This window comes from Streptomyces sp. NPDC007907 (assembly GCF_042959365.1).
GTDB lineage: Bacteria > Actinomycetota > Actinomycetes > Streptomycetales > Streptomycetaceae > Streptomyces > Streptomyces indiaensis.
In genome coordinates this window covers 213,481-236,206 of sequence record NZ_JBIBKR010000001.1, presented here as the reverse complement: position 1 = coordinate 236,206, position 22,726 = coordinate 213,481, and the positions used below count along the sequence as shown (strand labels likewise).

Below are 22,726 nucleotides of genomic sequence, written 5' to 3'. Positions count from 1 at the left end.
ACACGGTGGCCGGCGACAAGCAGGCGGAGACGACGACGGTGCCCGCCGAGGCACGGGAGAAGCACGCGCGCCTCGCGGAGCAGATCGAGGAGCACCGCTTCCGTTACTACGTGAAGGACGCTCCCGTCGTCAGCGACGCGGAGTTCGACCAGCTGCTGCGTTCCCTGGAGGCGCTGGAGGAGGAGTACCCCGAGCTGCGCACGCCGGACTCGCCGACCCAGAAGGTCTCCGGGTCCTACGCGACGGAGTTCACGGCCGTCCAGCACCGCGAGCGCATGCTCTCCCTCGACAACACGTTCAACGACGAGGAGATGGCCGCCTGGACCGAGCGCATCGCCCGGGAACTGGGCGAGCAGGAGTACCACTTCCTGTGCGAGCTGAAGGTCGACGGCCTCGCCGTGAACCTCACCTACGAGCGCGGCCGCCTCACCCGGGCGGCCACCCGCGGCGACGGCCGCACCGGCGAGGACATCACACCGAACGTGCGGACGATCGCCGAGATCCCCGACCGCCTCAAGGGCGACGACGTGCCCGACCTCGTGGAGATCCGCGGCGAGGTCTACTTCCCGATGGAGAAGTTCCAGGAGCTCAACGCCCGCCTGGTGGAGGCCGGCGACAAGCCCTTCGCCAACCCGCGCAACGCGGCGGCCGGTTCCCTGCGCCAGAAGGACCCGCGCGTCACCGCCACCCGCCCCCTGCACATGGTGGTCCACGGCATCGGCGCCCTGGAGGGCTTCACCGGCCTGACCCGCCTGTCCCAGGCCTACGACCTGCTCAAGACCTGGGGCCTGCCGACCTCCCGGCACAACAGGGTGGTCGACGGCCTGGAAGGCATCCGCGAGTTCATCGCCCACTACGGGGAGAACCGCCATTCCGTGGAGCACGAGATCGACGGCGTCGTCGTCAAGCTCGACGAGATCCCCCTCCAGGGCCGCCTCGGCTCCACCTCACGCGCCCCGCGCTGGGCCATCGCGTACAAGTACGCGCCGGAGGAGGTCAACACCAAGCTCGTCAACATCCGTGTGGGTGTGGGCCGCACCGGCCGCGTCACCCCGTACGCCCAGGTCGAGCCGGTCACGGTCGCCGGCTCCGAGGTCGAGTTCGCCACCCTCCACAACCAGGACGTGGTCAAGGCCAAGGGCGTCCTCATCGGGGACACCGTGGTGCTGCGCAAGGCCGGTGACGTCATTCCGGAGATCCTCGGCCCGGTCGCCGACCTGCGCGACGGCAGCGAGCGCGAGTTCGTCATGCCGAGCGAATGCCCCGAGTGCGGCACGGCCCTGCGGCCCATGAAGGAGGGCGACGTCGACCTGCGCTGCCCCAACGCCCGCACCTGCCCGGCCCAGTTGCGCGAGCGCCTGTTCTACCTCGCCGGCCGCAAGGCCCTGGACATCGAGCACTTCGGCTACGTCGCCGCCGCCGCTCTCACCGCCCCGCTGGAGCCGAAGACCCCGCCGCTGGTAGACGAGGGCGACCTCTTCGACCTCACCATCGAGCAGCTGCTGCCCATCAAGGCGTACGTCCTGGACCCCGACAGCGGCCTGCCCAAGCGCGACCCGAAGACCGGCGAGGAGAAGGTCGCCACGATCTTCGCCAACCAGCAGGGCGAGCCCCGCAAGAACGCCGTCGCCATGCTGGAGAACATCGCGGCGGCCAAGGAACGCCCCCTGGCCCGCATCCTCACCAGCCTGTCGATCCGTCATGTCGGGCCCGTCGCCGCCGAGGCACTGGCCCGCGAGTTCCGCTCGATCGAGCGGATCGACCAGGCCACGGAAGAGGAACTGGCGGGCACCGAGGGCGTCGGACCGACCATCGCCGCCTCCCTCAAGCAGTGGTTCGCCGAGGACTGGCACCGCGACATCATCCGCAAGTGGAAGGCCGCCGGCGTCCGCATGGAGGCCGAGAGCACCGGGGAGGACGAGGGGCCGCGCCCCCTGGAGGGCCTCACCGTCGTCGTCACCGGCACCCTCGAACACTTCACGCGGGACGGCGCCAAGGAGGCGCTGCAGAGCCGCGGGGCCAAGGTGACCGGCTCGGTGTCGAAGAAGACGTCGTTCGTGGTGGTCGGTGACAGCCCCGGCTCGAAGTACGACAAGGCGATGCAGCTGAAGGTTCCGGTCCTGAACGAGGAAGGTTTCGGCGTCCTGCTGGAGCAGGGACCGGAAGCCGCGGCCGAAGTCGCCCTTTCGGCCGAGGAGTAGCGGTTGAAGGCCACCCGTTCGGCGCATATCAGATGCATACGGGTGGCCGGGGCGCATTCGGGCAACCGTCGGCGACCGCTGCCCGTGGAAGCCTTCCGCGGCCTACTGTTGAGATGTGCGCCTGCCGTGCCCAGCTGCGGTCGGGGCATCTTCGTGCTCGCACGGAGCGCGGGGAAGGGTTTTCGGGCGCGGGCCGCCTAAGGGTTGTCGGGCACCGGGCCGCGGGGCGTGGGCACCGCCGGCTGTGAGAGGGACGGGAATGGAACCGACCGAGAGCGCCGTGCCGGGCTCACGGCTGCACCTGCGCCGCATGGCGGCCGCCTGGCGTGCGGTCCGTGAGGCCGTACGGCCGGCGGGGCGTCCGGGTGCGGAGGCGCGCGCCGTCGGACAGTACACCCCGGACGGGCGCGGCGCCGGAGGGCGCGCGGAGGGCCCCGGGGCACAGCCGGTCATCGACCACACTCCCCGACCGGCCGGCGCGGATGCGGACACGGACGGCGATCGGCACCAGTCCTGGCCCGCGCTGCCCGCTGCGGTCGTCGCGGCGGCCGGGCTCGTCCTGGGCGCCGGGTTCTACCGGGCCTTCACCGGCGGGCATGCGCTCTTCCCGGCCGGCACGACCGGCTGGTCGCTGGCGGTGCTCACCGGCATCATCGTCGGCCACCTCGTCATGCTCGGCCGCTCCCGCTGGTGGGGCGGCACCGGCTCGGGCGCCGCCCTCACTCTCGCCGTGCTGCTGCTCTACGGCTGGGTTCCGGCCGGCATGGTCAGCCTCACGGTCGTGGTCCTGGTCGGCATAGCCCGCCGCAACCGCTGGCGCCAGGGCGTGCTGCACGGTGCGGTCGACCTCCTCGGCATCGGCGCGGGCGCGCTCGTGCTGGGCGTGTTCGGCAGCGTGCCGTCCGTCGAGTCCCCGGCGGAGCCCGCCGCCTGGACACTCGCCACGGCGCCCCAGGTCGCCCTGGTCGCCGTCGCCTACCTGATGGTCACCCGCGTCCTGCTCTGGTACCTGCACGCCCCGCGCCCCGGGCTGCCCACCGTCGCCCGCACCGCCCTGGTCAGACAGGGTCTGGTGGCCGTCGCGCTGCTGGGCATCGCGCCGCTGGTCTGCGTGGTCGCCGTGGCCAAGCCGATCCTGCTGCCGCTGTTCTCCATCCCGCTGATCGCCCTGGACTCCACCCTGTGGATCGCCCGAGCCCGGGCGGAGGAGCAACTGCGTGACCCGTTGACCGGGCTGCCCAACCGTCAGTGGCTGCTGGAGCGCATCTGGACCGCGCTGGACGACGCGGAGCGGATCGACGCCCGCGCCGCCCTGATGCTGATCGACCTCGACCGGTTCCGTTCGGTCAACGACACGCTGGGTCATCTCGCCGGTGACCGGCTGCTGCTGCAGATCGCCGACCGGCTGCGGGTGGCGCTGCCGCGCGGGGCGGAGGCCGCCCGGCTCGGCGGGGACGAGTTCGCCGTCTTACTCCCGGTCGCCGACTCCACGACCTCCGCGACCCGGGTCGCCCGCGACCTCGTGGCCGCTCTCAGCTCACCCCTCGACCTCGACGGCCTCACCCTCGTGCTGGAGGCCAGCGCCGGGGTCGCCGTCTTTCCCGACCACGCCCTGGACGCCGAAGGGCTGCTGCGGCGCGCGGACGTGGCGATGTACCAGGCCAAGCGGGACCGCACCGGCGTCGAGGTCTACGAGTCCAAGCGCGACTCCAACACCCCCGACCGGCTCGGTCTGCTGGGCGATCTGCGCCGCGCCCTCGACGCGCGCGAGGTGCAGCTGCACTACCAGCCCAAGGTCCGTTTCGACGGGCAGGTCGCGGGCCTGGAGGCGCTGGTCCGTTGGGTGCACCCCGAGCGGGGCAAGGTGCCGCCGGACGAGTTCATAGCGATCGCGGAGTCCTCGGGGCTGATGCCCCATCTCACCGAGTACGTACTGGAGACGGCGCTCGGCCAGGTCGCGCGCTGGCGGGAGCAGGGCCTGTTCGTGCCGGTCGCGGTGAACGTCTCCCCGCGCGATGTGCACACCCCCGGTTTCGCCGGCTCCGTCGCCGCCCGGCTGGCCCGGCACGGCGTCCCGGCGGGAGCGCTCCAACTGGAGATCACGGAGCACGTGCTCCTGGAGGACCCGCAACGCGCCGCCGACACCCTCAACCAGCTGACCGCGCACGGCGTGAAGATGTCCCTCGACGACTTCGGCACGGGCTACTCCTCGCTCGTGCACCTGCGCCGGCTGCCGGTGAGCGAGCTGAAGATCGACCGTTCGTTCGTGGCCCGGCTCGCGGTCGACGCCGAGGACGCGGAGATCGTGCGCTGCACCGTCGACCTCGCCCACTCCCTCGGTCTGCTCGTCGTCGCCGAGGGCGTCGAGGACGACGAGACCTGGGAGCGCCTGCGCGACCTGGGCTGCGACGCCGTCCAGGGCTGGCTGGTCGCCGCGGCGATGCCCCCGGACGAGACCACGGCGTGGCTGCGGGCCCGGGGCCCCCGGGGATGGCAGCGCCCGCGCGCCGCGCTGCCCGCGGCGACGGCCGACGAGTAGGCCCCCGCTGTCGCGCTCCTCCGGGGCGCGCTCCCCGGGGCGAGCGCTCAGTCCGTGCCCTGCGGCACGAAGTGGCCGATGAACAGCCCCAGCCGTCGCTCGTGCGCCTCCTCGGGCAGCCGGCCGCTGCGCATCAGGGTCACCAGTCCGTGCAGCCCGGCCCAGTACGTCTCCGTGAGCGCTCCCATGTCCTCGCCCTCGGCCGCGATCGGCTGGACGGCCTGCAGCAGCTCGCCGAAGGCATCCTGGAGGGCCGCGGGCGCCTCGGGGGTGGCGAAGGGCAGGTCCACGTCGAGCGTGAAGATCACGTCGTAGAGCGCGGGCCGCCGCCGGGCGAAGGCGGTGTAGGCGCGGCCCACCGCGGCCAGCGCCTCACGGGCGCTCCCGGCCGCCGTGCGCGCCGCCCGCAGCTCGCCGGCCAGCTCCTCGCAGCCCTGCACCGCCACCGCCGCCATGATCGCGCCCTTGCCCTTGAAGTGGCTGTAGAGCACGGGCTGGCTGTATTCGATCTCGTCGGCGAGCCGGCGCGTGGTCACCGCGTCCCAGCCCTCCGCCTCCGCCAGCTCTCGCGCGGCCGTCACGATCAGCCGCTCACGTTCCGCTCGTTCACGCTCACGGCGCTTCTGGATCGTCATGCGAGAAATTCTAGCACCGCTAGCGTTCCTGTCGTCGCTCTGCTAGCTTCGCTCTTGTCCCTAGCGCTGCTAGAAATCGACGAGCGGAGAAGATCATGACCGTCACCGCGTACACCCTGGCCGTCGTGCTCAACCTGTTCTGCCTGTTCCTCGGCTACCGGTTCCTCTTCCAGCCCGGCCCCGCGGCAGCCGGCTACGGCGTCCCGGCCGACCCCGGCGGCGACGCCGGTGCCTATCTGACGATCAAGGGCCTGCGGGACGGCACCCTCGGGCTGGTCGGTCTCGTCGTGCTCGCCTTCGCGGGAGCCGGGGCCGAGGCCTGGTTCATGCTCGCCGTGGCACTCATACCGCTCGGCGACACCGTGATCGTGCTGCGCCACGGCGGTGCGAAGGCGGTGGCCTTCGGTGTCCACTTCGCCACCGCGGTCATCGTCCTGATCAGCGCCGGCCTGCTCTTCGCGGTCTGAGCGCGCCCCCACATGATCCGGAGGTCCTGAGATGTCGGTGGTCGTTCCGCGGTTCGACGAGTCCGTGATCGTCCGCGCCGCCGACGCAGAAGCCGTCGGCCGCACCCCTGTCTCCGTGCACCTGCTGGCCGACAGCAGCGCGACCGGCGGTGCCTTCGTCCCGCCCGGCAGGCCGCACACCTTCGCGGCGGTCCCCGGGGCCGACGCCGACCTGCTCATCGTCCTCACACCCGGCGTCGAGCGCTTCGAGTGCTTCCGCCACCTGCGGCGCGTCGCCCTCGGTGAGGCCACGCCCGAGCGTCTCCTCGAGGTGCAGGAGCTGTACGACCACCACTTCCTGAGGAACGAGGCCTGGGAAAGCCGCCGTCACTGACGGACGGGCGAAACCGTTTCACGGGCACGGCCCCGCGCCCCATAGGATTGGGCCACACCACATTCACTCACCCCAGAGGATCGCTGCATGCCTGGCATCACGCGCGAGGAGGTCGCCCACCTCGCCCGGCTGGCGCGTCTGGAGCTGAAGCCCGAAGAGCTCGACCACTTCGCGGGACAGCTGGACGACATCATCGGCGCGGTCGCCCGCGTCAGCGAGGTCGCCGACCAAGACGTACCGCCGACCTCGCACCCGCTCCCGCTGACGAACGTCATGCGCGCGGACGAGGTCCGTCCGTCGCTCACCCCCGAGCAGGCGCTCTCCGGCGCCCCGGCCCAGGAGCAGCAGCGTTTCAAGGTGCCGCAGATCCTGGGGGAGGACTAACAGCCATGACGGACATCATCAAGCTCACGGCCGCCGAGACAGCCGCGAAGATCGCCTCCGGCGAGCTCACGGCCGTGCAGGTCACCGAGGCCCACCTGGCCCGCATCGAGGCCGTCGACGAGAAGGTGCACGCCTTCCTGCACGTCGACCGCGAGGGCGCCCTCGCCCAGGCCCGCGCCGTGGACGCCAAGCGCGAGCGTGGCGAGAAGCTCGGCCCGCTGGCCGGCGTGCCCCTGGCGCTGAAGGACATCTTCACCACCGAGGGCGTCCCCACGACGGTCGGTTCGAAGATGCTCGAGGGCTGGATCCCGCCGTACGACGCGACGGTCACCCAGCGCCTGAAGGCGGCCGACGTCGTCATCCTCGGCAAGACCAACATGGACGAGTTCGCCATGGGGTCCTCCACCGAGAACAGCGCCTACGGCCCGACCGGCAACCCCTGGGACCTGACGAAGATCCCCGGCGGCTCCGGTGGCGGTTCGTCCGCCGCGCTCGCCTCCTTCCAGGCCCCGCTCGCCATCGGCACCGACACCGGCGGCTCCATCCGCCAGCCGGCCGCCGTCACCGGCACGGTCGGCGTGAAGCCGACGTACGGCGCCGTCTCCCGCTACGGCATGGTCGCCTTCTCCTCCTCCCTCGACCAGGGCGGCCCCTGTGCCCGTACGGTCCTGGACGCGGCCCTGCTGCACGAGGTGATCGCCGGGCACGACCCGATGGACTCCACCTCCATCGATGAGCCCGTCCCGGCGGTCGTCGAGGCCGCCCGCAACGGCAGCGTCGAGGGCATGCGCGTCGGCGTCGTCAAGCAGTTCCGCGGCGAGGGCTACCAGGCCGGCGTCATCCAGCGCTTCGACGAGTCCGTCGCGCTGTTGAAGGAGCTCGGCGCCGAGATCGTCGAGCTGGACTGCCCGTCCTTCGACCTGGCGCTGTCGGCGTACTACCTGATCGCGCCCTCCGAGTGCTCCTCCAACCTCGCCCGCTTCGACGGCCTTCGCTACGGCCTGCGCGTCGGCGACGACGGTACGCACTCCGCCGAGGAGGTCACCTCCCTGACCCGCGAGGCCGGTTTCGGCCCCGAGGTCAAGCGCCGCATCATGCTCGGCACGTACGCCCTGTCGAGCGGCTACTACGACGCCTACTACGGCAGCGCCCAGAAGGTCCGCACGCTCATCAAGCAGGACTTCGACAAGGCGTTCGAGCAGGTCGACGTGATCGTCTCCCCGACGACCCCGACCACCGCCTTCGCGATCGGCGAGCGCGCCGACGACCCGATGGCGATGTACCTCGCCGACCTGTGCACCATCCCGACCAACCTGGCGGGCAACGCGGCCATGTCGCTGCCGTGCGGTCTCGCCCCGGAGGACAACCTCCCGGTCGGTCTGCAGATCATCGCCCCCGTCATGAAGGACGACCGCCTGTACAAGGTGGGAGCCGCCGTCGAGGCCGCCTTCGTGGAAAAGTGGGGCCACCCGCTGATCGAGGAGGCTCCGTCGCTGTGAGCGCACTGTCCAAGGCCAAGGGCTTCAAGAAGTCCAAGTCCGGTCTGTACGTGTCGATGGCCACGTCGGCGTTCGGCGCCGTCGGTGTCTACAAGCAGATCAAGAAGGCCCGCGGAGACAACGACACGCTGCGGCTGCTCGACGCCGTCGTGACCGGAGCCGCCGTCGTCACCAACCTGGCCATTCTCTACCGCGAGCTGAAGCGGCTGGGCGACGACGACGTCCTGCTGGGCTGAGAGGGAAGTACTCACCGTGACCACCACGACCGACCTGGTGTCGTACGAGGAAGCACTCGCGTCGTACGACCCCGTCATGGGCCTCGAGGTCCATGTCGAACTCGGCACCAAGACCAAGATGTTCTGCGGCTGTTCGACCGCTCTCGGCCAGGACGCCAACACGCAGACCTGCCCGGTCTGCCTCGGCATGCCGGGCGCGCTCCCGGTCGTCAACGCGACCGGCGTCGAGTCCGCCATCAAGATCGGCCTCGCGCTGAACTGCGAGATCGCCGAATGGTGCCGCTTCGCCCGGAAGAACTACTTCTATCCGGACATGCCGAAGAACTTCCAGACCTCCCAGTACGACGAGCCGATCGCCTTCAACGGCTACCTCGACGTGCAGCTGGAGGACGGCGAGACCTTCCGCGTGGAGATCGAGCGCGCCCACATGGAGGAGGACACCGGCAAGTCGACGCACGTCGGCGGCGCCACCGGCCGTATCCACGGCGCGTCCCACTCGCTGCTGGACTACAACCGCGCCGGCATCCCGCTCATCGAGATCGTCACCAAGCCGATCGAGGGCGCCGGCGAGCGCGCCCCCGAGGTCGCCCGGGCCTATGTCCGGGAGCTGCGTGAGGTCATCAAGGCGCTCGGCGTCTCCGAGGCCCGCATGGAGATGGGCCAGATGCGCTGCGACGTGAACCTGTCGCTGCGCCCGAACGGCACCGAGAAGTTCGGCACCCGTTCCGAGACCAAGAACGTCAACTCGCTGCGGTCCGTGGAGCGCGCGGCCCGTTTCGAGATCCAGCGGCACGCGGCCGTTCTCTCCTCCGGCGGCACGATCATCCAGGAGACGCGGCACTTCCACGAGGACACGGGGTCGACGACCTCGGGCCGTGTGAAGGAGGAGGCCGAGGACTACCGGTACTTCCCGGAGCCCGACCTCGTCCCGGTGGCCCCCTCGCGTGAGTGGGTCGAGGAGATCCGGGCCGCGCTGCCCGAGCTGCCGCTGGTCCGCCGCAACCGGCTCCGCGAGGACTGGGGCATCTCGGCCACCGACATGCAGGCGATCCTCAACGCCGGTGCGCTGGAGCCGATCGTCGCCACGATCGAGGCCGGGGCCGACGCCGCGTCCGCCCGCAAGTGGTGGATGGGCGAGCTGGCCCGCAGCGCCAACGAGTCGGGCAAGGCGCTCGACGAGCTGGCGATCACGCCGGAGCAGGTGGCCCGGGTCACCGAGCTCGTCGCGAAGGGCGACCTGAACGACAAGCTGGCCCGCCAGGTCATCGAGGGCGTCCTCGCGGGCGAGGGCACCCCGGACGAGGTCGTCGACAAGCGCGGTCTGAAGGTCGTCTCCGACGAGGGCGCGCTGACGGCGGCCGTCGACGAGGCCATCGCCGGCAACCCGGGCGTCGCGGACAAGATCCGCGGTGGCAAGGTGGCCGCGGCCGGAGCGCTGGTGGGTGCGGTCATGAAGGCCACACGCGGCCAGGCCGACGCGGCTCGCGTCAAGGAGCTGATCCTCCAGAAGCTGGGCGTCAGCGAAGGCTGACCTCCCGCGGAGACGAGGGGGGACGCACCGGACCCGGTGCGTCCCCCCTCGTCATTCGCTGAGAGGCGTCATGCCTCAGAGGCGGCACGGACTCAGTGGCGGCACGAACTCAGTGGCGGCATGGACTCAGAGGCGGCGGCCGACGACCCGGACGAAGCCCAGCGTCTCGCCCCGGTCGAGCCGCAGCATCTCGGCGCACTGCCCGGCCATCCGGACATGCCACTCGTCCGTGCTCTCGTCGGCCACGACCTCGCACCAGCGCAGCCAGTCGCGCCAGCCGTCCTGAAGCCAGTCAGCGGCCTCGACCTGCACGGCCCCGCTGCGGGTCCAGTGGCGCCGCCACCAGGCCGCGGTGTGGAAGCACCAGAAGCCGGGCTCCCAGTACGGCTCGAGGTGCTCCGGCGGCTCGACGCCGTCGATCTCCTCGCGCAGCGCCGGTACGACGACGCCGATCCGCCCGCCGGGCTTCAGCAGCCGCGTCAGCCCGGGCAGGTACAGGTCGTCGGTGCCGAAGTACTGGTAGGCGTCGATCGAGACGATCGCGTCGAAGCTGTTCTCGCCGAACGGCAGGTCGTGCGCCTCGGCCAGCACGGGCAGCACCCGGTCGGCGACGCCCGCCTCGGCGATGCGCCCGGCGTTCTCGTCGGGCTTGATCCACAGGTCGGCGGCGGTGACCTGGGCGTCGTACTCCCTGGCGAGGAAGACCGACGTCATGGCGCGCCCGCAGCCCAGGTCGAGCACGCGGGAGCCGGGGCTCAGGGTGTCGAGCCCCAGGGCGGGGGCCAGCCACTCCAGCAGCCACAGCGCGTGCGGGCCCATCTGGTTGTCGACGGTCCAGCGGGCGTCGTAACCGTTGCTGCGGGGGTAGCCGGGGTGGCTCACACGGTCAGTGAGGGGGTCGTTCGAAGTGCGGGAAGTGAGGTCCGACATCGGTGGACGGGCTCCTTGAGTCCTTGAGGAGGAATGGGGATGCGGAGGAGCTCGGTCGGACCGTCAAACAATGCACCTGCTTCGGCCGGGCGGCGCGATGCCGCGGGCATACCTCGGACCATCGGACGCTAACAGCCGGCCTCCCGGACCCGCACCCGGGTTTCTCCGCCGGGCGCGCTACCGTCACGGCCATGAGTGGACGTCCTGATTCCGACACCGAGCCCGAGACAGCGGACTCGGAGGCGGCCGACGCGCAGGACGCGGCCGGTGACGCGGCGGAGGACGAGGGAGCCGCGCGCCGGGCCCGCTGGACGGCGGCCGCCACCGGTGCCGCGCTGACCCTGGCGGGACTCGCCGCGGCCGTGCTCCGCCTCACCCGCCCCGCGCCGGCGCTCGTCCCGGCCGCCTACGCGAGCGGGGCCGCCGTGTGCGCGGCCGCCGCCGTGCTGGGCTCCCGCGGCCGCACCCGGCGCGCGCTGTGGCTGCTGATCGCGGGCGTGATGGTGATGGCGCTGGGGGATCAGTTCGACTGAGACCGGCCGCTGTGAATAAGCCCACGAAACCGACAAATGATCTCGTTCGTTTGTAAGAGTGGCAGCGCATTGCTCATGCGTTCTTTGCTGGCTGTTCAGTTCATGTACGACTGTTCCCGGCCAAAGATCCACACAAGGCAACTCCGGGAGCACGTTTCGTGGCAGCCCTCGCACGCTGGTGTGTCCAGCGCCGTCTGCTCAGCGTCCTGCTGTGGCTCCTCGCTTTCGCGGGGGTCGCCGCGGGCGCCGCCGTCGCCGGCACCACGTACTCGAACGACTACGAGGTCCCCGGTACCGAGTCGGGCCGCGCCACACAGCTGCTGCACGAGGGCTTCCCGCGGCTCGGCGGTGACAGCGACACCGTCGTCTGGCACACCACGTCCGGCAGTGTCCGGGCGGCCGACGTCGAGCAGACGATGACCCGCACCCTGGACCGCATCGAGAACCTCCCCGGCGTGGCCTCGGTCACCAGCCCCTACGACGGGCCGGGCACCGGCCGCATCAGCGAGGACGGCCGGACCGCGTTCGCCTCGGTCACCTTCGACGACCGGGCCGAGGACATCGCCAAGGGCGAGGCGCAGGCCGTCGTCGACACCGCGAAGAGCGCCGAGACCGACGGGCTCCAGGTGGAGCTGGGCGGCAGCGCCGTCGCGCTCACCGAGTCCTCCGGCGGGCACGTCGCCGAGATCGTCGGCGTGATCGTCGCCGCGGTGGTGCTGTTCCTCGCCTTCGGCTCGCTCGCCGCGTCCCTGCTGCCCATCGCCACCGCCCTGGTCGGCGTCGGCACCGCCTACGCGGGGATCGTGCTGCTCGGGCACGCCATGACCGTCGCCGACTTCGCCCCCATGCTGGGCATGCTCGTCGGACTCGGCGTCGGCATCGACTACGCGCTGTTCATCGTCACCCGGCACCGGCGCGGGCTGAAACGCGGGCTGTCCGTCACCGAGGCCGCCACGAACGCCGTCGCGACCACCGGACGAGCGGTCGTGTTCGCGGGTGCCACCGTTTGCATAGCCCTGCTGGGCATGCTGATCCTCCGGCTGAGCTTCCTCAACGGCGTCGCCATAGCGGCCGGCCTCACCGTGCTCCTCACCGTCGCCGCCTCCGTGACGCTGCTGCCCGCCCTGCTGTCGTTCATCGGCATGCGCGCCCTCAGCCGCCGCGAGCGCCGCCGCCTCGCGGAGCACGGCCCCGAACCCGAGGTGCCCACCGGCTTCGCGGCCCGCTGGTCCGCCTTCGTGGAGCGCCACCCCAAGGTGCTCGGCGCGGTCGCCCTGGTCGTCATGGCCGTCCTCGCCCTGCCCACCCTGTCGCTGCACCTGGGCACCTCCGACCAGGGCAACGGCCCGAAGACCGCCACCACCCGCCAGGCCTACGACCTGCTCGCCGACGGCTTCGGACCCGGCGTGAACGGCCCGCTCACCCTCGTCACGGAGATTGACGGCGCCGACGACAAGCTCGCCCTGGACCACCTCGACAGCACCCTCCGCGCCACCGAGGGCGTCGCCTCGGTGACCCCGGTGACGTTCGGCTCCGGGGGCCACACCGCGTACCTGACCGTCGTCCCCGAGTCCTCCCCGCAGTCGAAGCGGACCAGCGACCTCGTCGACCGGCTGCGCGAGGAGGTGCTGCCGCGCGCCGAGTCGGGCACCGCGCTCGACGTGCAGGTGGGCGGCATGACGGCCGGCTACGACGACTTCGCCGACGTCATCGTCTCCAAGCTGCCGGTCTTCGTCGGGGCCGTCATCGGCCTGGGCTGTCTGCTGCTCCTGCTGGCCTTCCGGTCGATCGGCATACCGCTGAAGGCCGCCGCGATGAACGTCGCCGCCGTGGCCTCCGCCTTCGGGGTGGTGGTCGCGATCTTCCAGTGGGGCTGGGGCAGCGAACTGCTCGGCCTCGGCAGCGCGGGACCCATCGAACCCTTCCTGCCCGTGATCATGGTGTCGGTGCTCTTCGGCCTCTCGATGGACTACCAGGTCTTCCTGGTCAGCCGGATGTACGAGGAGTGGCTGGAGACCGGCGACAACCGGCGGGCGGTGCGGGTCGGCCTCGCCGAGACCAGCCGGGTGATCAACTCGGCGGCCGTCATCATGATCTCCGTCTTCCTGGCCTTCGTGCTCAGCGGAGACCGGGTGATCGCCATGTTCGGCATCGCCCTGGCCGCCGCGGTCGCCCTGGACGCCTTCGTCCTGCGCACGCTCCTCGTCCCGGCCCTGATGCACCTGCTGGGCGGCGCCAACTGGTGGCTGCCCCGCTGGCTGGACAAGCGCATGCCGCGCATCAGCATCGAGCCGCCCGAGAGCCGCGCCGCCCATGAGAGGCTGGCCGCCGCGACGGACGCCGAGGTGGCGGACGTCCTGGCGGAGGAGGAGCGGCAGCGGGATGTACGCGATATCCCTGGGTGACGACGCCGAGCTGAGGCCGCTGGAGCCCTGGCACGCCGGGGAGTTCCTGGCGCACCTGGAGCGGGGGCGGGAGTTCATCGGGCGGTACATCCCGTTCGGGACGACCGAGACGGACCTGCCCTCGGCCCGCGCGAAGCTCCAGCGCTACGCCGACATGCGCGCCGCCGACACCGGTTCCCTGCACGGCCTGTGGCTGGAGGGGACTCTGGTGGGCGGGGTGCTGTTCCTGAACTTCGACGCGGCCACCGGGAACTGCGAGGTCGGCTGCTGGCTGGAGCCCGCGGGAACGGGCCGCGGCCTGGTCACCCGCGCGATGCGGGTGCTGATCGACTGGGCGGTCGAGGCGCGCGGCATCCACCGCGTGGAGTGGGTCGCCGCCTCGGGCAACCAGCCGAGCCTGAACGTGGCCCGGCGGCTCGGGATGACCCGCGACGGTGTGCGCCGCGAGGCCCACCCCTATGGTGGCGTACGGCACGATCTCGAAGTCTGGTCGGTGCTGGCGCCCGAGTGGCGGGCCGCACGCGCGCGTGCGGCTCACGACGATCATTAAGAGACTTCTCAGACAGCGACCCTACGGTGCGAGACATGGCAACGAACGCAGTGGACGAGACCGAGGCCACCAAGGCCACGACCGACGAGAAGGCGGTGGACACCACCGAGTCCGACGAGGCGCCCCGGGCCGACGTCCCGGCCGCTGCCGACGAGGCAGACGTGCCGGCCAGGGAGGAGAGCCCCACCGGTGTGGGCCAGGGCGCCGCGGCCGTGGTCTCCGCGGCGCTGGGCGTCGTCTCGCTCACCGGCAGTTGGATCGGCACCGTCGCCTCCGCGCGCCAGAACCTCGTCGGCCAGCTGGAGACCGCGCAGAACGCGGGCGTGGCCCAGCAGATCCAGGCGGTCTACGGCGACGCCTGGCGGACCACCGCCCTGTGGGGCGGCCTGTTCGCGCTGATCGCGCTGGTCGTCGGCGTCGTGACGCTGGCCCGGCCCGCGTTCGGCACGCCGGGCAGGATCCAGGCCCCCTGGATCAAGTCCGTCGCCTGGGCGGGAGTCGCGCTCGGCGTCATCGGCCTGATCCTGGCCGTCCTCAAGTACACCGGCATCCTGCTCGGACTGCCCTCCGCGAGCTGAGAGCCCGCAGGTCCCGAGGGGTCTTAGGCGGTTCCGTGAGCACCTTACGGAACCCCTGAGGCCCCTCAGCCGCGTCTAAGGCCCCTCCCACGGCCGAAGATGCGGAACTCTCCCGATGTGGCGGCCCCACCTGGGAGACGAGAGTGAGGTCATCGCGGAGGAACACCCCGCGACCGGCCTCTCCTCGAAGGACACACCATGTACGAGTACGAGCTCCAGCAGCTGCGCACCTCCGACCTCATCCGCCGGGCCGACCACGAGCGTCTGGTCCGCGAGGCCGCCCGGGCCCGCCGCGCGGCCCGCCACGAAGCGGACCAGGACTCCGCCGAGCACGAGAGCCATAGCCGCCGCTTCCGCCGGCTCCGGTCCGCCCGGACCGCGTGAACACCCAGGCGGGGCCGGCCGGCGCCGTGGCCGTCCGGGGAAAAGCGGCCGTCGTCCCTGAGGGGACGGCGGCCGCTGCCCGTGCCGTCGCCCCTGCGGGGACGGCCGCCGCTGCCGGTGCCGTCGGACGGAAAACCGGTGCCGCTCCGTCAGACCCGCATGCGATGCTCGGGCCCGTGGAGACCAGGTCCGTCAGTCCCGTCTTCGTCGGCCGTGCCGAGGAGCTGGGCACGCTGCACGACGCCCTCGCGCGCGCCCGCGCGGGCGAGCCGCAAGCCCTGCTCGTCGGCGGGGAGGCCGGGGTCGGCAAGACCCGCCTCGTCGAGGAGTTCGCCGCCGCCGCCCGCCGCCGGGGGGCGGTCGTCGCCCTCGGCGGCTGCGTGGAGATCGGCGCCGACGGGCTGCCCTTCGCCCCCTTCTCCACCGCCTTGCGCGCCCTGCGCCGCGAACTGCCCGGCGAACTGGCCGCCGCGGCCGCCGGACAGGAGGAGGAACTGGCCAGGCTGCTGCCCGAACTCGGCGAATCACGGGCCGGACGGCACGACGAGGACGGCATGGCCCGCCTCTTCGAGCTCACCGCACGCCTGCTGGAGCGCGTCGCCGCCGAGCACACCGTCGTCCTCGCCCTGGAGGACCTGCACTGGGCCGACGCCTCCACCCGCCACCTGCTCACCTACCTCGTCCGCACCCTGCGCACCGGCCGTCTGGTCGTCCTCGCCACCTACCGCTCCGACGACATCCACCGACGCCACCCGCTGAGGCCCCTCCTCGCCGAACTCGACCGGCTCCGCACGATCCGCCGCGTCGAACTCGCCCGCTTCAACCGTGACGAGGTCGGCCGCCAAGTGGCCGGGATCCTCGCCCACGAACCCGCCCCGGACCAGGTCGACGCGATCTTCCAACGCTCCGACGGCAACGCCTTCTTCGTGGAGGAACTCGCCGTCGCCGCCCACGAGGGCTGCCGGACCGGCCTCACCGACTCCCTGCGCGACCTGCTGCTCGTCCGCGTGGAGGGACTCCCGGAGTCCGCCCAGCAGGTCGCCCGGTTCGTCGCCGAGGGCGGCTCCACCGTCGAGTACCGGCTGCTGGCCGCCGTCGCCCGGCTCGCCGAGGACGACCTCATCGAGGCGCTGCGGGCCGCCGTGAACGCCGGCATCCTCGCCCCCGCGCCCGGCGGCGACGGCTACCGCTTCCGCCACTCCCTGGTCCGCGAGGCCGTCAGCGACGACCTGCTCCCCGGTGAACGCTCCCGCCTCAACCGCCGCTACGCCGAAGCATTGGAGACCGACCCGGCCCTCGTCCCCGCCGACCAGCGCGCGACCCGCCTGGCCAGCTACTGGTACCACGCCCACGACGCCGCCAAGGCCCTGCCCGCCGTCCTCGAAGCCTCCGTGGAGGCCCGCCGCCGGCACGCCTACTCCGAGCAACTCCGGCTCCTGGAGCGGGCGATGGAGCTGTGGGACTCCGCTCCCGAGGCCGTGCGCGGCACCCTGCGCCCCGTGGACTACACCGAGGTCTACCCTCACCCACTGTCTGAACGACGTGGGGGGACCCCCAGCGGCTGCGACCCCGCCACCACCACGCTGCGCCACCTCGACCTGCTGGCCGAGGCGGCCGTGGCGGGACGGCTCTGCGGGGAACGCGAACGCGCCCTGAAGATCACCAAGCGGGCACTGCGCCTGCTGGAGGACGAGGACGACCGCCTGCGCGCCGCCTGGTTCTGGATCCAGCGCTCCCGGCTGGTGCAGGGACTGGCCCGGGGCGACGGCTGGCAGGAGATCGCCACCGCGCAGGAACTGGTCCGCGGTCTGCCGCCGTCAGAGGTGCACGCGGAGGTGCTGGCCACGGCCGCCCACTGGTCGATGCTGCACGAACCGGGCCCGGACGCCTTGAAGGCCGCCGAGCGCGCCGTCGAGTACGCGCGCATGGTCGGCGCCGACGACATCGAGTCCAACGCCCGGCTCACCCTCGGCGGGCTCATGGTCGACGCCGGGCAGATCGACGCCGGGCTCGGCCACATGTACGACGTCCGGGACGAGGTGGTCGCCCGTGGCCTTGCGGTCGTCGTGGGCCGCAGCCATGTGAACCTGCCCTCCGTCCTCGAAGGTGTCGGCCGCTCCGAGGAGTCCGTCGAGATCCTGCGGGAGGGCCTGCGGCTCACGGGGACGATGGGTCTGCGGGACGCCGAGGCCTGGATCTGGAGCAACCTCGCCGAGTCGCTCATCTCCCTCGGCCGCTGGGACGAGGCCGCGGAGGCCGCCGGCAACGCCCAGCGACGCGGCCAGACCGCGGGTCCGCACGGGTCCGGCGCCAACTGCCTGGCGTATCTGGCGCTCGCACGCGGGCAGGTGCCCGAGGCGGCCCGGTATCTCGCCCAGGGCCGCGCCGCCTACGGCCCGCACGACCCCATGCCGCAGCACGACCTGCCGATCTCCTACCTGACCATCGCCGTCGCCGCCGCCGAGGGCCGCCTGGCCGACGCCCGCGCCGAACTGGCCCGCACCCTGGAATCCGGCTTCCCGCTCGGCACTCAGCGCTACGCCTGGCCGCTGCTGCTCCAGGCGGCCACCGCCGAGGCCGACGCCCGGGCGCTGCCCGCCGCCCGCGACGGCCGCGAGCAGGTCCTGGACGGTGTCCTCACCGCCGTCAAGCGCCTCACCACCCACGCCCCCGTCTGGCTCGCCCACGAGCTGTGGGTCCGCGCCGAGCTCCACCGCGCCGAGGGCCGCAGCACCCCGGACACCTGGTCGGACGTGGTCACCGCCTTCGAACCGCTGGGCCGGCCCTACGACCTCGCCCGTGTCCGGTACCGCCTGGCCGAGTCCCTGCTGACGGGCGCCGGCGAGGACGAGCGCGACCGTGCCACGGAACTGCTTCGGCTCACCCACTCCGTCGCCCGCCACCTCGGTGCCCGTCCGCTCACCGACGCCGCCACCGCGCTCGCCCGGCGCGCCCGCCTCCCACTGACGCCCGTCACGGGACCCGCCCCCGCGCCGGCCGACCCCGCGGACACCCTCGGCCTCACCACCCGGGAACGGGACGTCCTGCGCCTGGTCGCCGCGGGCCACACCAACCGCCGCATCGCGCAGGAGCTGTTCATCTCGCCCAAGACGGCGAGCGTGCACGTCTCCAACATCCTCGGCAAACTCGGCGTCTCCGGGCGGGGCGAGGCGGCGGCGGTGGCGCACCGGCTGGGGCTGTTCCCGGCCGAGATGCTCATGCCCGGTCCGGCGGGCTGAGGCATACGCTGGAAAGGAGGTCGTGGATGCCGTGACCCCGCGGCCCAGGGAGGCACCCTTTGTTCAACATGTTCGAGGAACTGTTCTCGCCCGGGCGCAAGCACACCCACGACGAGCAGAACCGCCTGGAACTGACCCGTGAGGACGTGGGGGACGGCGACCCCGGACGCGGGCCGATAGATCTCGCCTCCGGAAAGGTCGTCGTCCGGCCACCCGACGAGGACCCGGACGACCCCGGTAACCAACGGAAGCCACTGCAACACCGCAACGACCGCACGCCCCCGGCACCCGGAGCCGCCACGCCACCCGCAACGACCTGAGCCGCCACGGCACCCGGGGCAGCCGGACGGCCCCGGCAGCCGGAGCCGTCTCTCCCGCAACGGCCGGACGCCCCGGCACCCGGAGCCGCCACGCCACCCGCAACGACCTGAGCCGCCACGGCACCCGCGGCAGCCGGACGGCCCCGGCAGCCGGAGCCGTTACCTCTCCCGCAACGGCCGGACGCCCCGGCACCCGCAGCCGCCACGGCACCCGCGGCAGCCGGGCGACCGGAAGGCGGCCGGAGCCGCTACGACACCCGCAGTTCCAGGATCCGGTCGTCGCCGGCCTTCGGGTCGCCCCGGCCGTCCGTGTTGCTGGTGACGAGCCAGAGCCTGTCGGCGCCCGCCGCGACGACCGTGCGCAGCCGCCCGTACTCGCCCTCCAGGAACGCCTGCGGCTCGGCCGAGGCCGCCGTGCCGTCCAGCGGGACGCGCCACAGCCGCTTGCCGCGCAGACCAGCCATCCACACCGACCCCTGCGCGTAGGCGATGCCGCTCGGCGAGGCCTCCGCCGTGGTCCACTGGTCGACCGGGTTGTGGAACGCCTTGTCGTCGGACCGGCCCTCCGCCTCCGGCCAGCCGTAGTTGTCGCCCGGCTTGATCGCGTTGAGCTCGTCCCAGGTGTCCTGCCCGAACTCCGAGGCGAACAGCCGCTGCCTGTCGTCCCAGGCGAGGCCCTGCACGTTGCGATGCCCGTACGAGTACACCGGCGAGTCCGGGAACGGGTTGCCCGGCGCCGGCTCGCCCTCCGGGGTCAGCCGCAGGATCTTGCCGCCCACGGACTTCCTGTCCTGCGACAGGCCCGTGTCGCCGCTCTCACCGGTGCCCACGTACAGCATCTTGTCCGGGCCGAACGCGATGCGTCCGCCGTTGTGGATGAAGCCCTTGGGGATGCCCTTGAAGACGGTGTCGGGAGCGCCGAGCTGCTCGCCCTCCGGCTTCTGCCCGTCGTAGATCATGCGGACGATGCGGTTGTCGGAGGCCGAGGTGAAGTACGCGTAGACCATGCGGTCCGAGGCGTAGTCGGGGGAGACGGCGAGCCCGAGGAGGCCGCCCTCGCCGGCCGCCGAGACGCCCGGCACCTCGCCCACTTCGGTCTTCCTGCCGGTCTTCTCGTCGACCCGCACGATCGTCCCGTCGTCCCGGGAGGCGACGAGCAGCCCGCCGCCCGGCAGCGGAGCGAGACCCCAGGGGGAGTCCAGGCCCTCGGCGACGGTGCGCACCACCTTCACCGAGCCCTTGGCGGGCGGTGTCTCGTCGGCCTGCCGCGGCGGCGCGGACGACCCCGGCGCCGTACGGCTCGGGGAGGCGCTGTCGTCCTTGCCGGAGGGACCTCCGCCGTCGGAGGAGCAACCGGCCGTCAGCAGGAGCGCGGCGGCGGCCAGCACGGCCGGGACGGCTCGACGTTGCACGATCATGGTCCCTTCGACGGGGCAGGTCCTCTCCCTGTCATACACCGCTCGCGGCTCAGAGGTTCCCGATCACGCAACGCCGTAGCCGGAACACGGGGTTTGCCCGGAACGCACCCGCGGAAACGGGGCTCAGTCCCACGACCCCCGGGCCGGCGGCAGCGCGGCTATCTCCCGGAGATCGTCGAGGGTCAGGTGCACGTCCGCGGCGGCCGTGTTCTCCGTGACCCAGCGCTCCTGCTTCGTGCCCGGGACCGGGACCACGTGCGGGCCCTGGGCCAGCACCCACGCGAGGGCGATCTGGCCGGGAGTGACGTCCGTGCCGTGCCGGCGGGCCACGCGCCGCAGGCCCGCGACGACCGGCTGGTTCGCGGCCATCATCTCGCCCGTGAAGCGGGGGTGCCGGGCGCGCGGGTCGTCCGCCTCGAAGCCGGCGCCGGGGCGCAGCCTGCCGGTCAGGAAGCCGTTGCCCAGCGGCATCGCGGCGAGGAATCCAACGCCCCGCGTCCGGCACCACGGCAGCAGGGTCTCCAGCGCCTCCGGGGACCACACCGACAGCTCGGCCTGCACCGCGCTCACCGGGAAGACCTGCTGCACCCGTTCCAGCTGCCGGATCGTTCCGTCGTGCAGCCGGGCCCCGGCGCGGCGGCCGGCCCGCGCGCCCACCGCGCACAGGCCCAACGCCCGTACTTTCCCGGCCTGCACGAGCTCCGCCATCGCGCCCCAGGTCTCCTCCACCGGCACCTCGGGGTCGGCCCGGTGCAGCTGGTACAGGTCGATGACGTCCGTCTGCAGCCGCCGCAGCGAGGCGTCGCAGGCCCGCTTCACGTACCCGGGGCGGCCGTTGGCGACGATGTGCTGGTCGCCCACGAGCAGCCCGACCTTCGTCGACACGAACGCGTCGGACCGCCGCTCCTTCAACACCCGCCCCACCAGCAGCTCGTTGGTGAAGGGGCCGTACATGTCGGCGGTGTCCAGCAGGGACGCGCCCAGGTCGAGCGCCCGGTGCACCGCCCTGAGCGACTCGTCGCCGCGCCGCCGCGACGCGCTGTACGCCCAGCTCATCGGCATGCACCCGAGTCCGACGGCCCCCACCGCGAGCGCCGCCGCGCCGATCGTCCTGCGCTCCACCTGGTCGTGACCCTCCCTGTTCGAGCCACCCCAACCTAACCTCTGCCGTCACAGGCACCTGACATAGCCTCCAGAGCATGACTGCTGACGTGTGGCTGCCCATCCCGCCGGACGAGATCGAGGGACTCCCCGAGGGGCCGGACTACCGCTTCTGGAACGGCGAGGCGGACTTCCCCGCGGACCCGGCCGACTGCGCCTTCTACGTCGTCCCCTATATGAAGCCCAGCCCGCTGTGCGTACGTCCCCTGGGGCGGATGAACAACGTCCGCGTCGTGCAGACCCTCTCGGCCGGGATCGACCACGTGGAGCCGGGGCTCGCGCAGCTGCCCTCCGGTGTCCGGCTGTGCAATGCGCGCGGGGTGCACGAGGCCAGCACCGGTGAGCTCACGCTGGCGCTGATCCTCGCCTCGCTGCGCGGGATCCCCGACTTCGTGCGCGCGCAGGACCGGGGGGAGTGGCTCGGCGGGTTCCGGCCCGCGCTCGCCGACAAGAACGTCCTCATCGTGGGGTACGGCTCGATCGGCGAGGCCATCGAGGACCGGCTCGTTCCGTTCGAGGTGGCGCGGGTGGCGCGCGTCGCGCGCTCCGAGCGCACCACGGCGCGCGGTCCGGTGCATCCGCTCACCGAACTCCCCGCGCTCCTGCCCGAAGCGGACGTCGTCATCCTGTCCACCCCGCTCACCGAAACCACCCGTGGCCTGGCCGGAGCCGACTTCCTGTCCCGGATGAAGGACGGCGCGCTCCTCGTCAACGTCGCCCGCGGCCCGGTCGTCGACACCAAGGCCCTGCTCGCCGAGCTGGAGACCGGCCGCATCACCGCCGCTCTCGACGTCACCGACCCGGAGCCGCTGGCGCGCGAACACCCCCTGTGGCGCGCGCCGGGGGTACTCATCAGCCCCCATGTCGGCGGACCCACCTCCGCGTTCCTTCCGCGCGCCAAGCGGCTCCTGGTGGATCAGTTGAACCGTTTTGTGAACCGGGAGCCGCTCCGCAACGTGATCCTTACGACGGGTGCCTCAACCGTCTGAGACAAGTGCGAGTACCGTCCGCAATCCTCCGGGTGCGGTGGGTACTCATATATCTATTGATCGTCACGGAGCGTAGAGAACCTATGTCCCTGAGTGACGAGACTGGTGTATCGTCCCGACAGGGGCTGCGCCGGGGACCAAACGGCGCCGGGGACGGACACTTCAGACTGTGAGGGGGGCGACAGGCGATGCACGGCCTATGGACGAGCGATCCGACGGGGCGGGGCTGCCGGCGGCGACCCTGGCGGGCGGCCGCGAGCAGACGCGGTCAGCACGCCGATCACGTCGGCCACCACACCCACCACAGCGAACACCACACCGATCACAGCCATCACCACCGCAGGACCGGCAGGG

Annotated in this window: 20 protein-coding genes; 16 read left to right on the top strand and 4 right to left on the bottom strand. The window is 72.2% G+C overall.

Features of this window, described 5'->3' with window-relative positions; all coding sequences use genetic code 11:
• Window positions 1–5 precede the first annotated feature (5 nt).
• Window positions 6–2,201, top strand: a complete 2,196-nt coding sequence (gene ligA / locus ACFZDI_RS01065) for an NAD-dependent DNA ligase LigA (protein ID WP_234845341.1) — start codon at window positions 6–8, stop codon at window positions 2,199–2,201.
• 259 nt (window positions 2,202–2,460) lie between these two features.
• Window positions 2,461–4,740 carry a bifunctional diguanylate cyclase/phosphodiesterase gene (locus ACFZDI_RS01060; protein ID WP_234845340.1) on the top strand — a complete coding sequence of 760 codons (2,280 nt, stop codon included), beginning with the start codon at window positions 2,461–2,463 and terminating at the stop codon, window positions 4,738–4,740.
• 47 nt (window positions 4,741–4,787) lie between these two features.
• Here the strand turns inward: ACFZDI_RS01060 and ACFZDI_RS01055 are convergent, their stop codons facing one another.
• On the bottom strand, window positions 4,788–5,375 hold the full coding sequence (locus ACFZDI_RS01055; protein ID WP_234845339.1) for a TetR/AcrR family transcriptional regulator: 588 nt from the start codon (window positions 5,373–5,375) through the stop codon (window positions 4,788–4,790).
• A 95-nt stretch (window positions 5,376–5,470) separates the two neighbouring features.
• On the opposite strand from ACFZDI_RS01055, the gene ACFZDI_RS01050 reads away from it, so the two are divergent.
• The 6 genes from ACFZDI_RS01050 (at window position 5,471) to gatB (ending at window position 9,865) form a co-directional block, all read left to right on the top strand.
• Complete coding sequence (locus ACFZDI_RS01050; RefSeq protein ID WP_234845338.1) at window positions 5,471–5,842, top strand: DUF4267 domain-containing protein; 372 nt, start codon at window positions 5,471–5,473, stop codon at window positions 5,840–5,842.
• A gap of 31 nt (window positions 5,843–5,873) precedes the next feature.
• Complete coding sequence (locus tag ACFZDI_RS01045) at window positions 5,874–6,215, top strand: hypothetical protein (protein ID WP_391246939.1); 342 nt, start codon at window positions 5,874–5,876, stop codon at window positions 6,213–6,215.
• A gap of 87 nt (window positions 6,216–6,302) precedes the next feature.
• A complete protein-coding gene (gatC, locus tag ACFZDI_RS01040) occupies window positions 6,303–6,599 on the top strand; it encodes an Asp-tRNA(Asn)/Glu-tRNA(Gln) amidotransferase subunit GatC (RefSeq protein WP_018531282.1) in 297 nt (98 codons plus the stop codon).
• Window positions 6,600–6,604: 5 nt separating this feature from the next.
• Window positions 6,605–8,098 carry an Asp-tRNA(Asn)/Glu-tRNA(Gln) amidotransferase subunit GatA gene (gene gatA, locus ACFZDI_RS01035; RefSeq protein ID WP_234845337.1) on the top strand — a complete coding sequence of 498 codons (1,494 nt, stop codon included), beginning with the start codon at window positions 6,605–6,607 and terminating at the stop codon, window positions 8,096–8,098.
• On the top strand, window positions 8,095–8,334 hold the full coding sequence (locus ACFZDI_RS01030) for a hypothetical protein (protein ID WP_019329755.1): 240 nt from the start codon (window positions 8,095–8,097) through the stop codon (window positions 8,332–8,334). Before gatA ends, ACFZDI_RS01030 begins: the two co-directional genes overlap by 4 nt.
• A 16-nt stretch (window positions 8,335–8,350) precedes the next feature.
• Window positions 8,351–9,865, top strand: a complete 1,515-nt coding sequence (gatB, locus tag ACFZDI_RS01025; RefSeq protein WP_361118943.1) for an Asp-tRNA(Asn)/Glu-tRNA(Gln) amidotransferase subunit GatB — start codon at window positions 8,351–8,353, stop codon at window positions 9,863–9,865.
• A gap of 126 nt (window positions 9,866–9,991) precedes the next feature.
• On the opposite strand, the gene ACFZDI_RS01020 is transcribed toward gatB, so the two are convergent.
• Complete coding sequence (locus ACFZDI_RS01020; protein ID WP_391246936.1) at window positions 9,992–10,795, bottom strand: methyltransferase domain-containing protein; 804 nt, start codon at window positions 10,793–10,795, stop codon at window positions 9,992–9,994.
• A gap of 191 nt (window positions 10,796–10,986) precedes the next feature.
• Between ACFZDI_RS01020 and ACFZDI_RS01015 the strand changes: the two genes are divergently transcribed.
• From ACFZDI_RS01015 to ACFZDI_RS00985, 7 genes are all read left to right on the top strand, one after another.
• A complete protein-coding gene (locus ACFZDI_RS01015; protein WP_391246934.1) occupies window positions 10,987–11,328 on the top strand; it encodes a hypothetical protein in 342 nt (113 codons plus the stop codon).
• Window positions 11,329–11,486: 158 nt separating this feature from the next.
• Entirely contained in the window at window positions 11,487–13,733 is a 2,247-nt protein-coding gene (locus ACFZDI_RS01010) for an MMPL family transporter (protein ID WP_234845333.1), read from the top strand.
• Entirely contained in the window at window positions 13,711–14,283 is a 573-nt protein-coding gene (locus ACFZDI_RS01005; protein ID WP_234845332.1) for a GNAT family N-acetyltransferase, read from the top strand. The genes ACFZDI_RS01010 and ACFZDI_RS01005 overlap by 23 nt, the downstream gene beginning before the upstream one ends.
• A 35-nt stretch (window positions 14,284–14,318) precedes the next feature.
• A complete protein-coding gene (locus ACFZDI_RS01000) occupies window positions 14,319–14,861 on the top strand; it encodes a hypothetical protein (protein WP_391246931.1) in 543 nt (180 codons plus the stop codon).
• Window positions 14,862–15,059: 198 nt separating this feature from the next.
• Window positions 15,060–15,245, top strand: a complete 186-nt coding sequence (locus ACFZDI_RS00995) for a hypothetical protein (protein WP_234845330.1) — start codon at window positions 15,060–15,062, stop codon at window positions 15,243–15,245.
• Window positions 15,246–15,409: 164 nt separating this feature from the next.
• The gene (locus ACFZDI_RS00990; protein WP_391246929.1) at window positions 15,410–18,484 is read left to right on the top strand and encodes an AAA family ATPase; all 3,075 of its coding nucleotides are present in this window, start codon (window positions 15,410–15,412) and stop codon (window positions 18,482–18,484) included.
• A 59-nt stretch (window positions 18,485–18,543) separates the two neighbouring features.
• The gene (locus ACFZDI_RS00985) at window positions 18,544–18,804 is read left to right on the top strand and encodes a DUF6191 domain-containing protein (RefSeq protein ID WP_391246927.1); all 261 of its coding nucleotides are present in this window, start codon (window positions 18,544–18,546) and stop codon (window positions 18,802–18,804) included.
• 248 nt (window positions 18,805–19,052) lie between these two features.
• Here ACFZDI_RS00985 and ACFZDI_RS00980 read toward each other — a convergent pair whose 3' ends face one another.
• On the bottom strand, window positions 19,053–20,222 hold the full coding sequence (locus ACFZDI_RS00980; protein WP_391246925.1) for a PQQ-dependent sugar dehydrogenase: 1,170 nt from the start codon (window positions 20,220–20,222) through the stop codon (window positions 19,053–19,055).
• A gap of 123 nt (window positions 20,223–20,345) precedes the next feature.
• Window positions 20,346–21,344: an aldo/keto reductase gene (locus ACFZDI_RS00975; RefSeq protein WP_391246923.1), complete on the bottom strand. Its 999-nt coding sequence runs from the start codon at window positions 21,342–21,344 to the stop codon at window positions 20,346–20,348.
• Window positions 21,345–21,421: 77 nt separating this feature from the next.
• On the opposite strand from ACFZDI_RS00975, the gene ACFZDI_RS00970 reads away from it, so the two are divergent.
• On the top strand, window positions 21,422–22,372 hold the full coding sequence (locus tag ACFZDI_RS00970; protein WP_234845325.1) for a 2-hydroxyacid dehydrogenase: 951 nt from the start codon (window positions 21,422–21,424) through the stop codon (window positions 22,370–22,372).
• Window positions 22,373–22,726 lie beyond the last annotated feature (354 nt).

Coding starts and splice junctions, on each gene's coding strand:
- ACFZDI_RS01060 (WP_234845340.1), top strand. CDS start 2,461: ATGGAACCGACCGAGAGCGCCGTGCCGGGCTCACGGCTGCACCTGCGC.
- ACFZDI_RS01055 (WP_234845339.1), bottom strand. CDS start 5,375: ATGACGATCCAGAAGCGCCGTGAGCGTGAACGAGCGGAACGTGAGCGG.
- ACFZDI_RS01050 (WP_234845338.1), top strand. CDS start 5,471: ATGACCGTCACCGCGTACACCCTGGCCGTCGTGCTCAACCTGTTCTGC.
- ACFZDI_RS01045 (WP_391246939.1), top strand. CDS start 5,874: ATGTCGGTGGTCGTTCCGCGGTTCGACGAGTCCGTGATCGTCCGCGCC.
- gatC (WP_018531282.1), top strand. CDS start 6,303: ATGCCTGGCATCACGCGCGAGGAGGTCGCCCACCTCGCCCGGCTGGCG.
- gatA (WP_234845337.1), top strand. CDS start 6,605: ATGACGGACATCATCAAGCTCACGGCCGCCGAGACAGCCGCGAAGATC.
- ACFZDI_RS01020 (WP_391246936.1), bottom strand. CDS start 10,795: ATGTCGGACCTCACTTCCCGCACTTCGAACGACCCCCTCACTGACCGT.
- ACFZDI_RS01015 (WP_391246934.1), top strand. CDS start 10,987: ATGAGTGGACGTCCTGATTCCGACACCGAGCCCGAGACAGCGGACTCG.
- ACFZDI_RS01005 (WP_234845332.1), top strand. CDS start 13,711: ATGTACGCGATATCCCTGGGTGACGACGCCGAGCTGAGGCCGCTGGAG.
- ACFZDI_RS01000 (WP_391246931.1), top strand. CDS start 14,319: ATGGCAACGAACGCAGTGGACGAGACCGAGGCCACCAAGGCCACGACC.
- ACFZDI_RS00995 (WP_234845330.1), top strand. CDS start 15,060: ATGTACGAGTACGAGCTCCAGCAGCTGCGCACCTCCGACCTCATCCGC.
- ACFZDI_RS00990 (WP_391246929.1), top strand. CDS start 15,410: ATGCTCGGGCCCGTGGAGACCAGGTCCGTCAGTCCCGTCTTCGTCGGC.
- ACFZDI_RS00980 (WP_391246925.1), bottom strand. CDS start 20,222: ATGATCGTGCAACGTCGAGCCGTCCCGGCCGTGCTGGCCGCCGCCGCG.
- ACFZDI_RS00970 (WP_234845325.1), top strand. CDS start 21,422: ATGACTGCTGACGTGTGGCTGCCCATCCCGCCGGACGAGATCGAGGGA.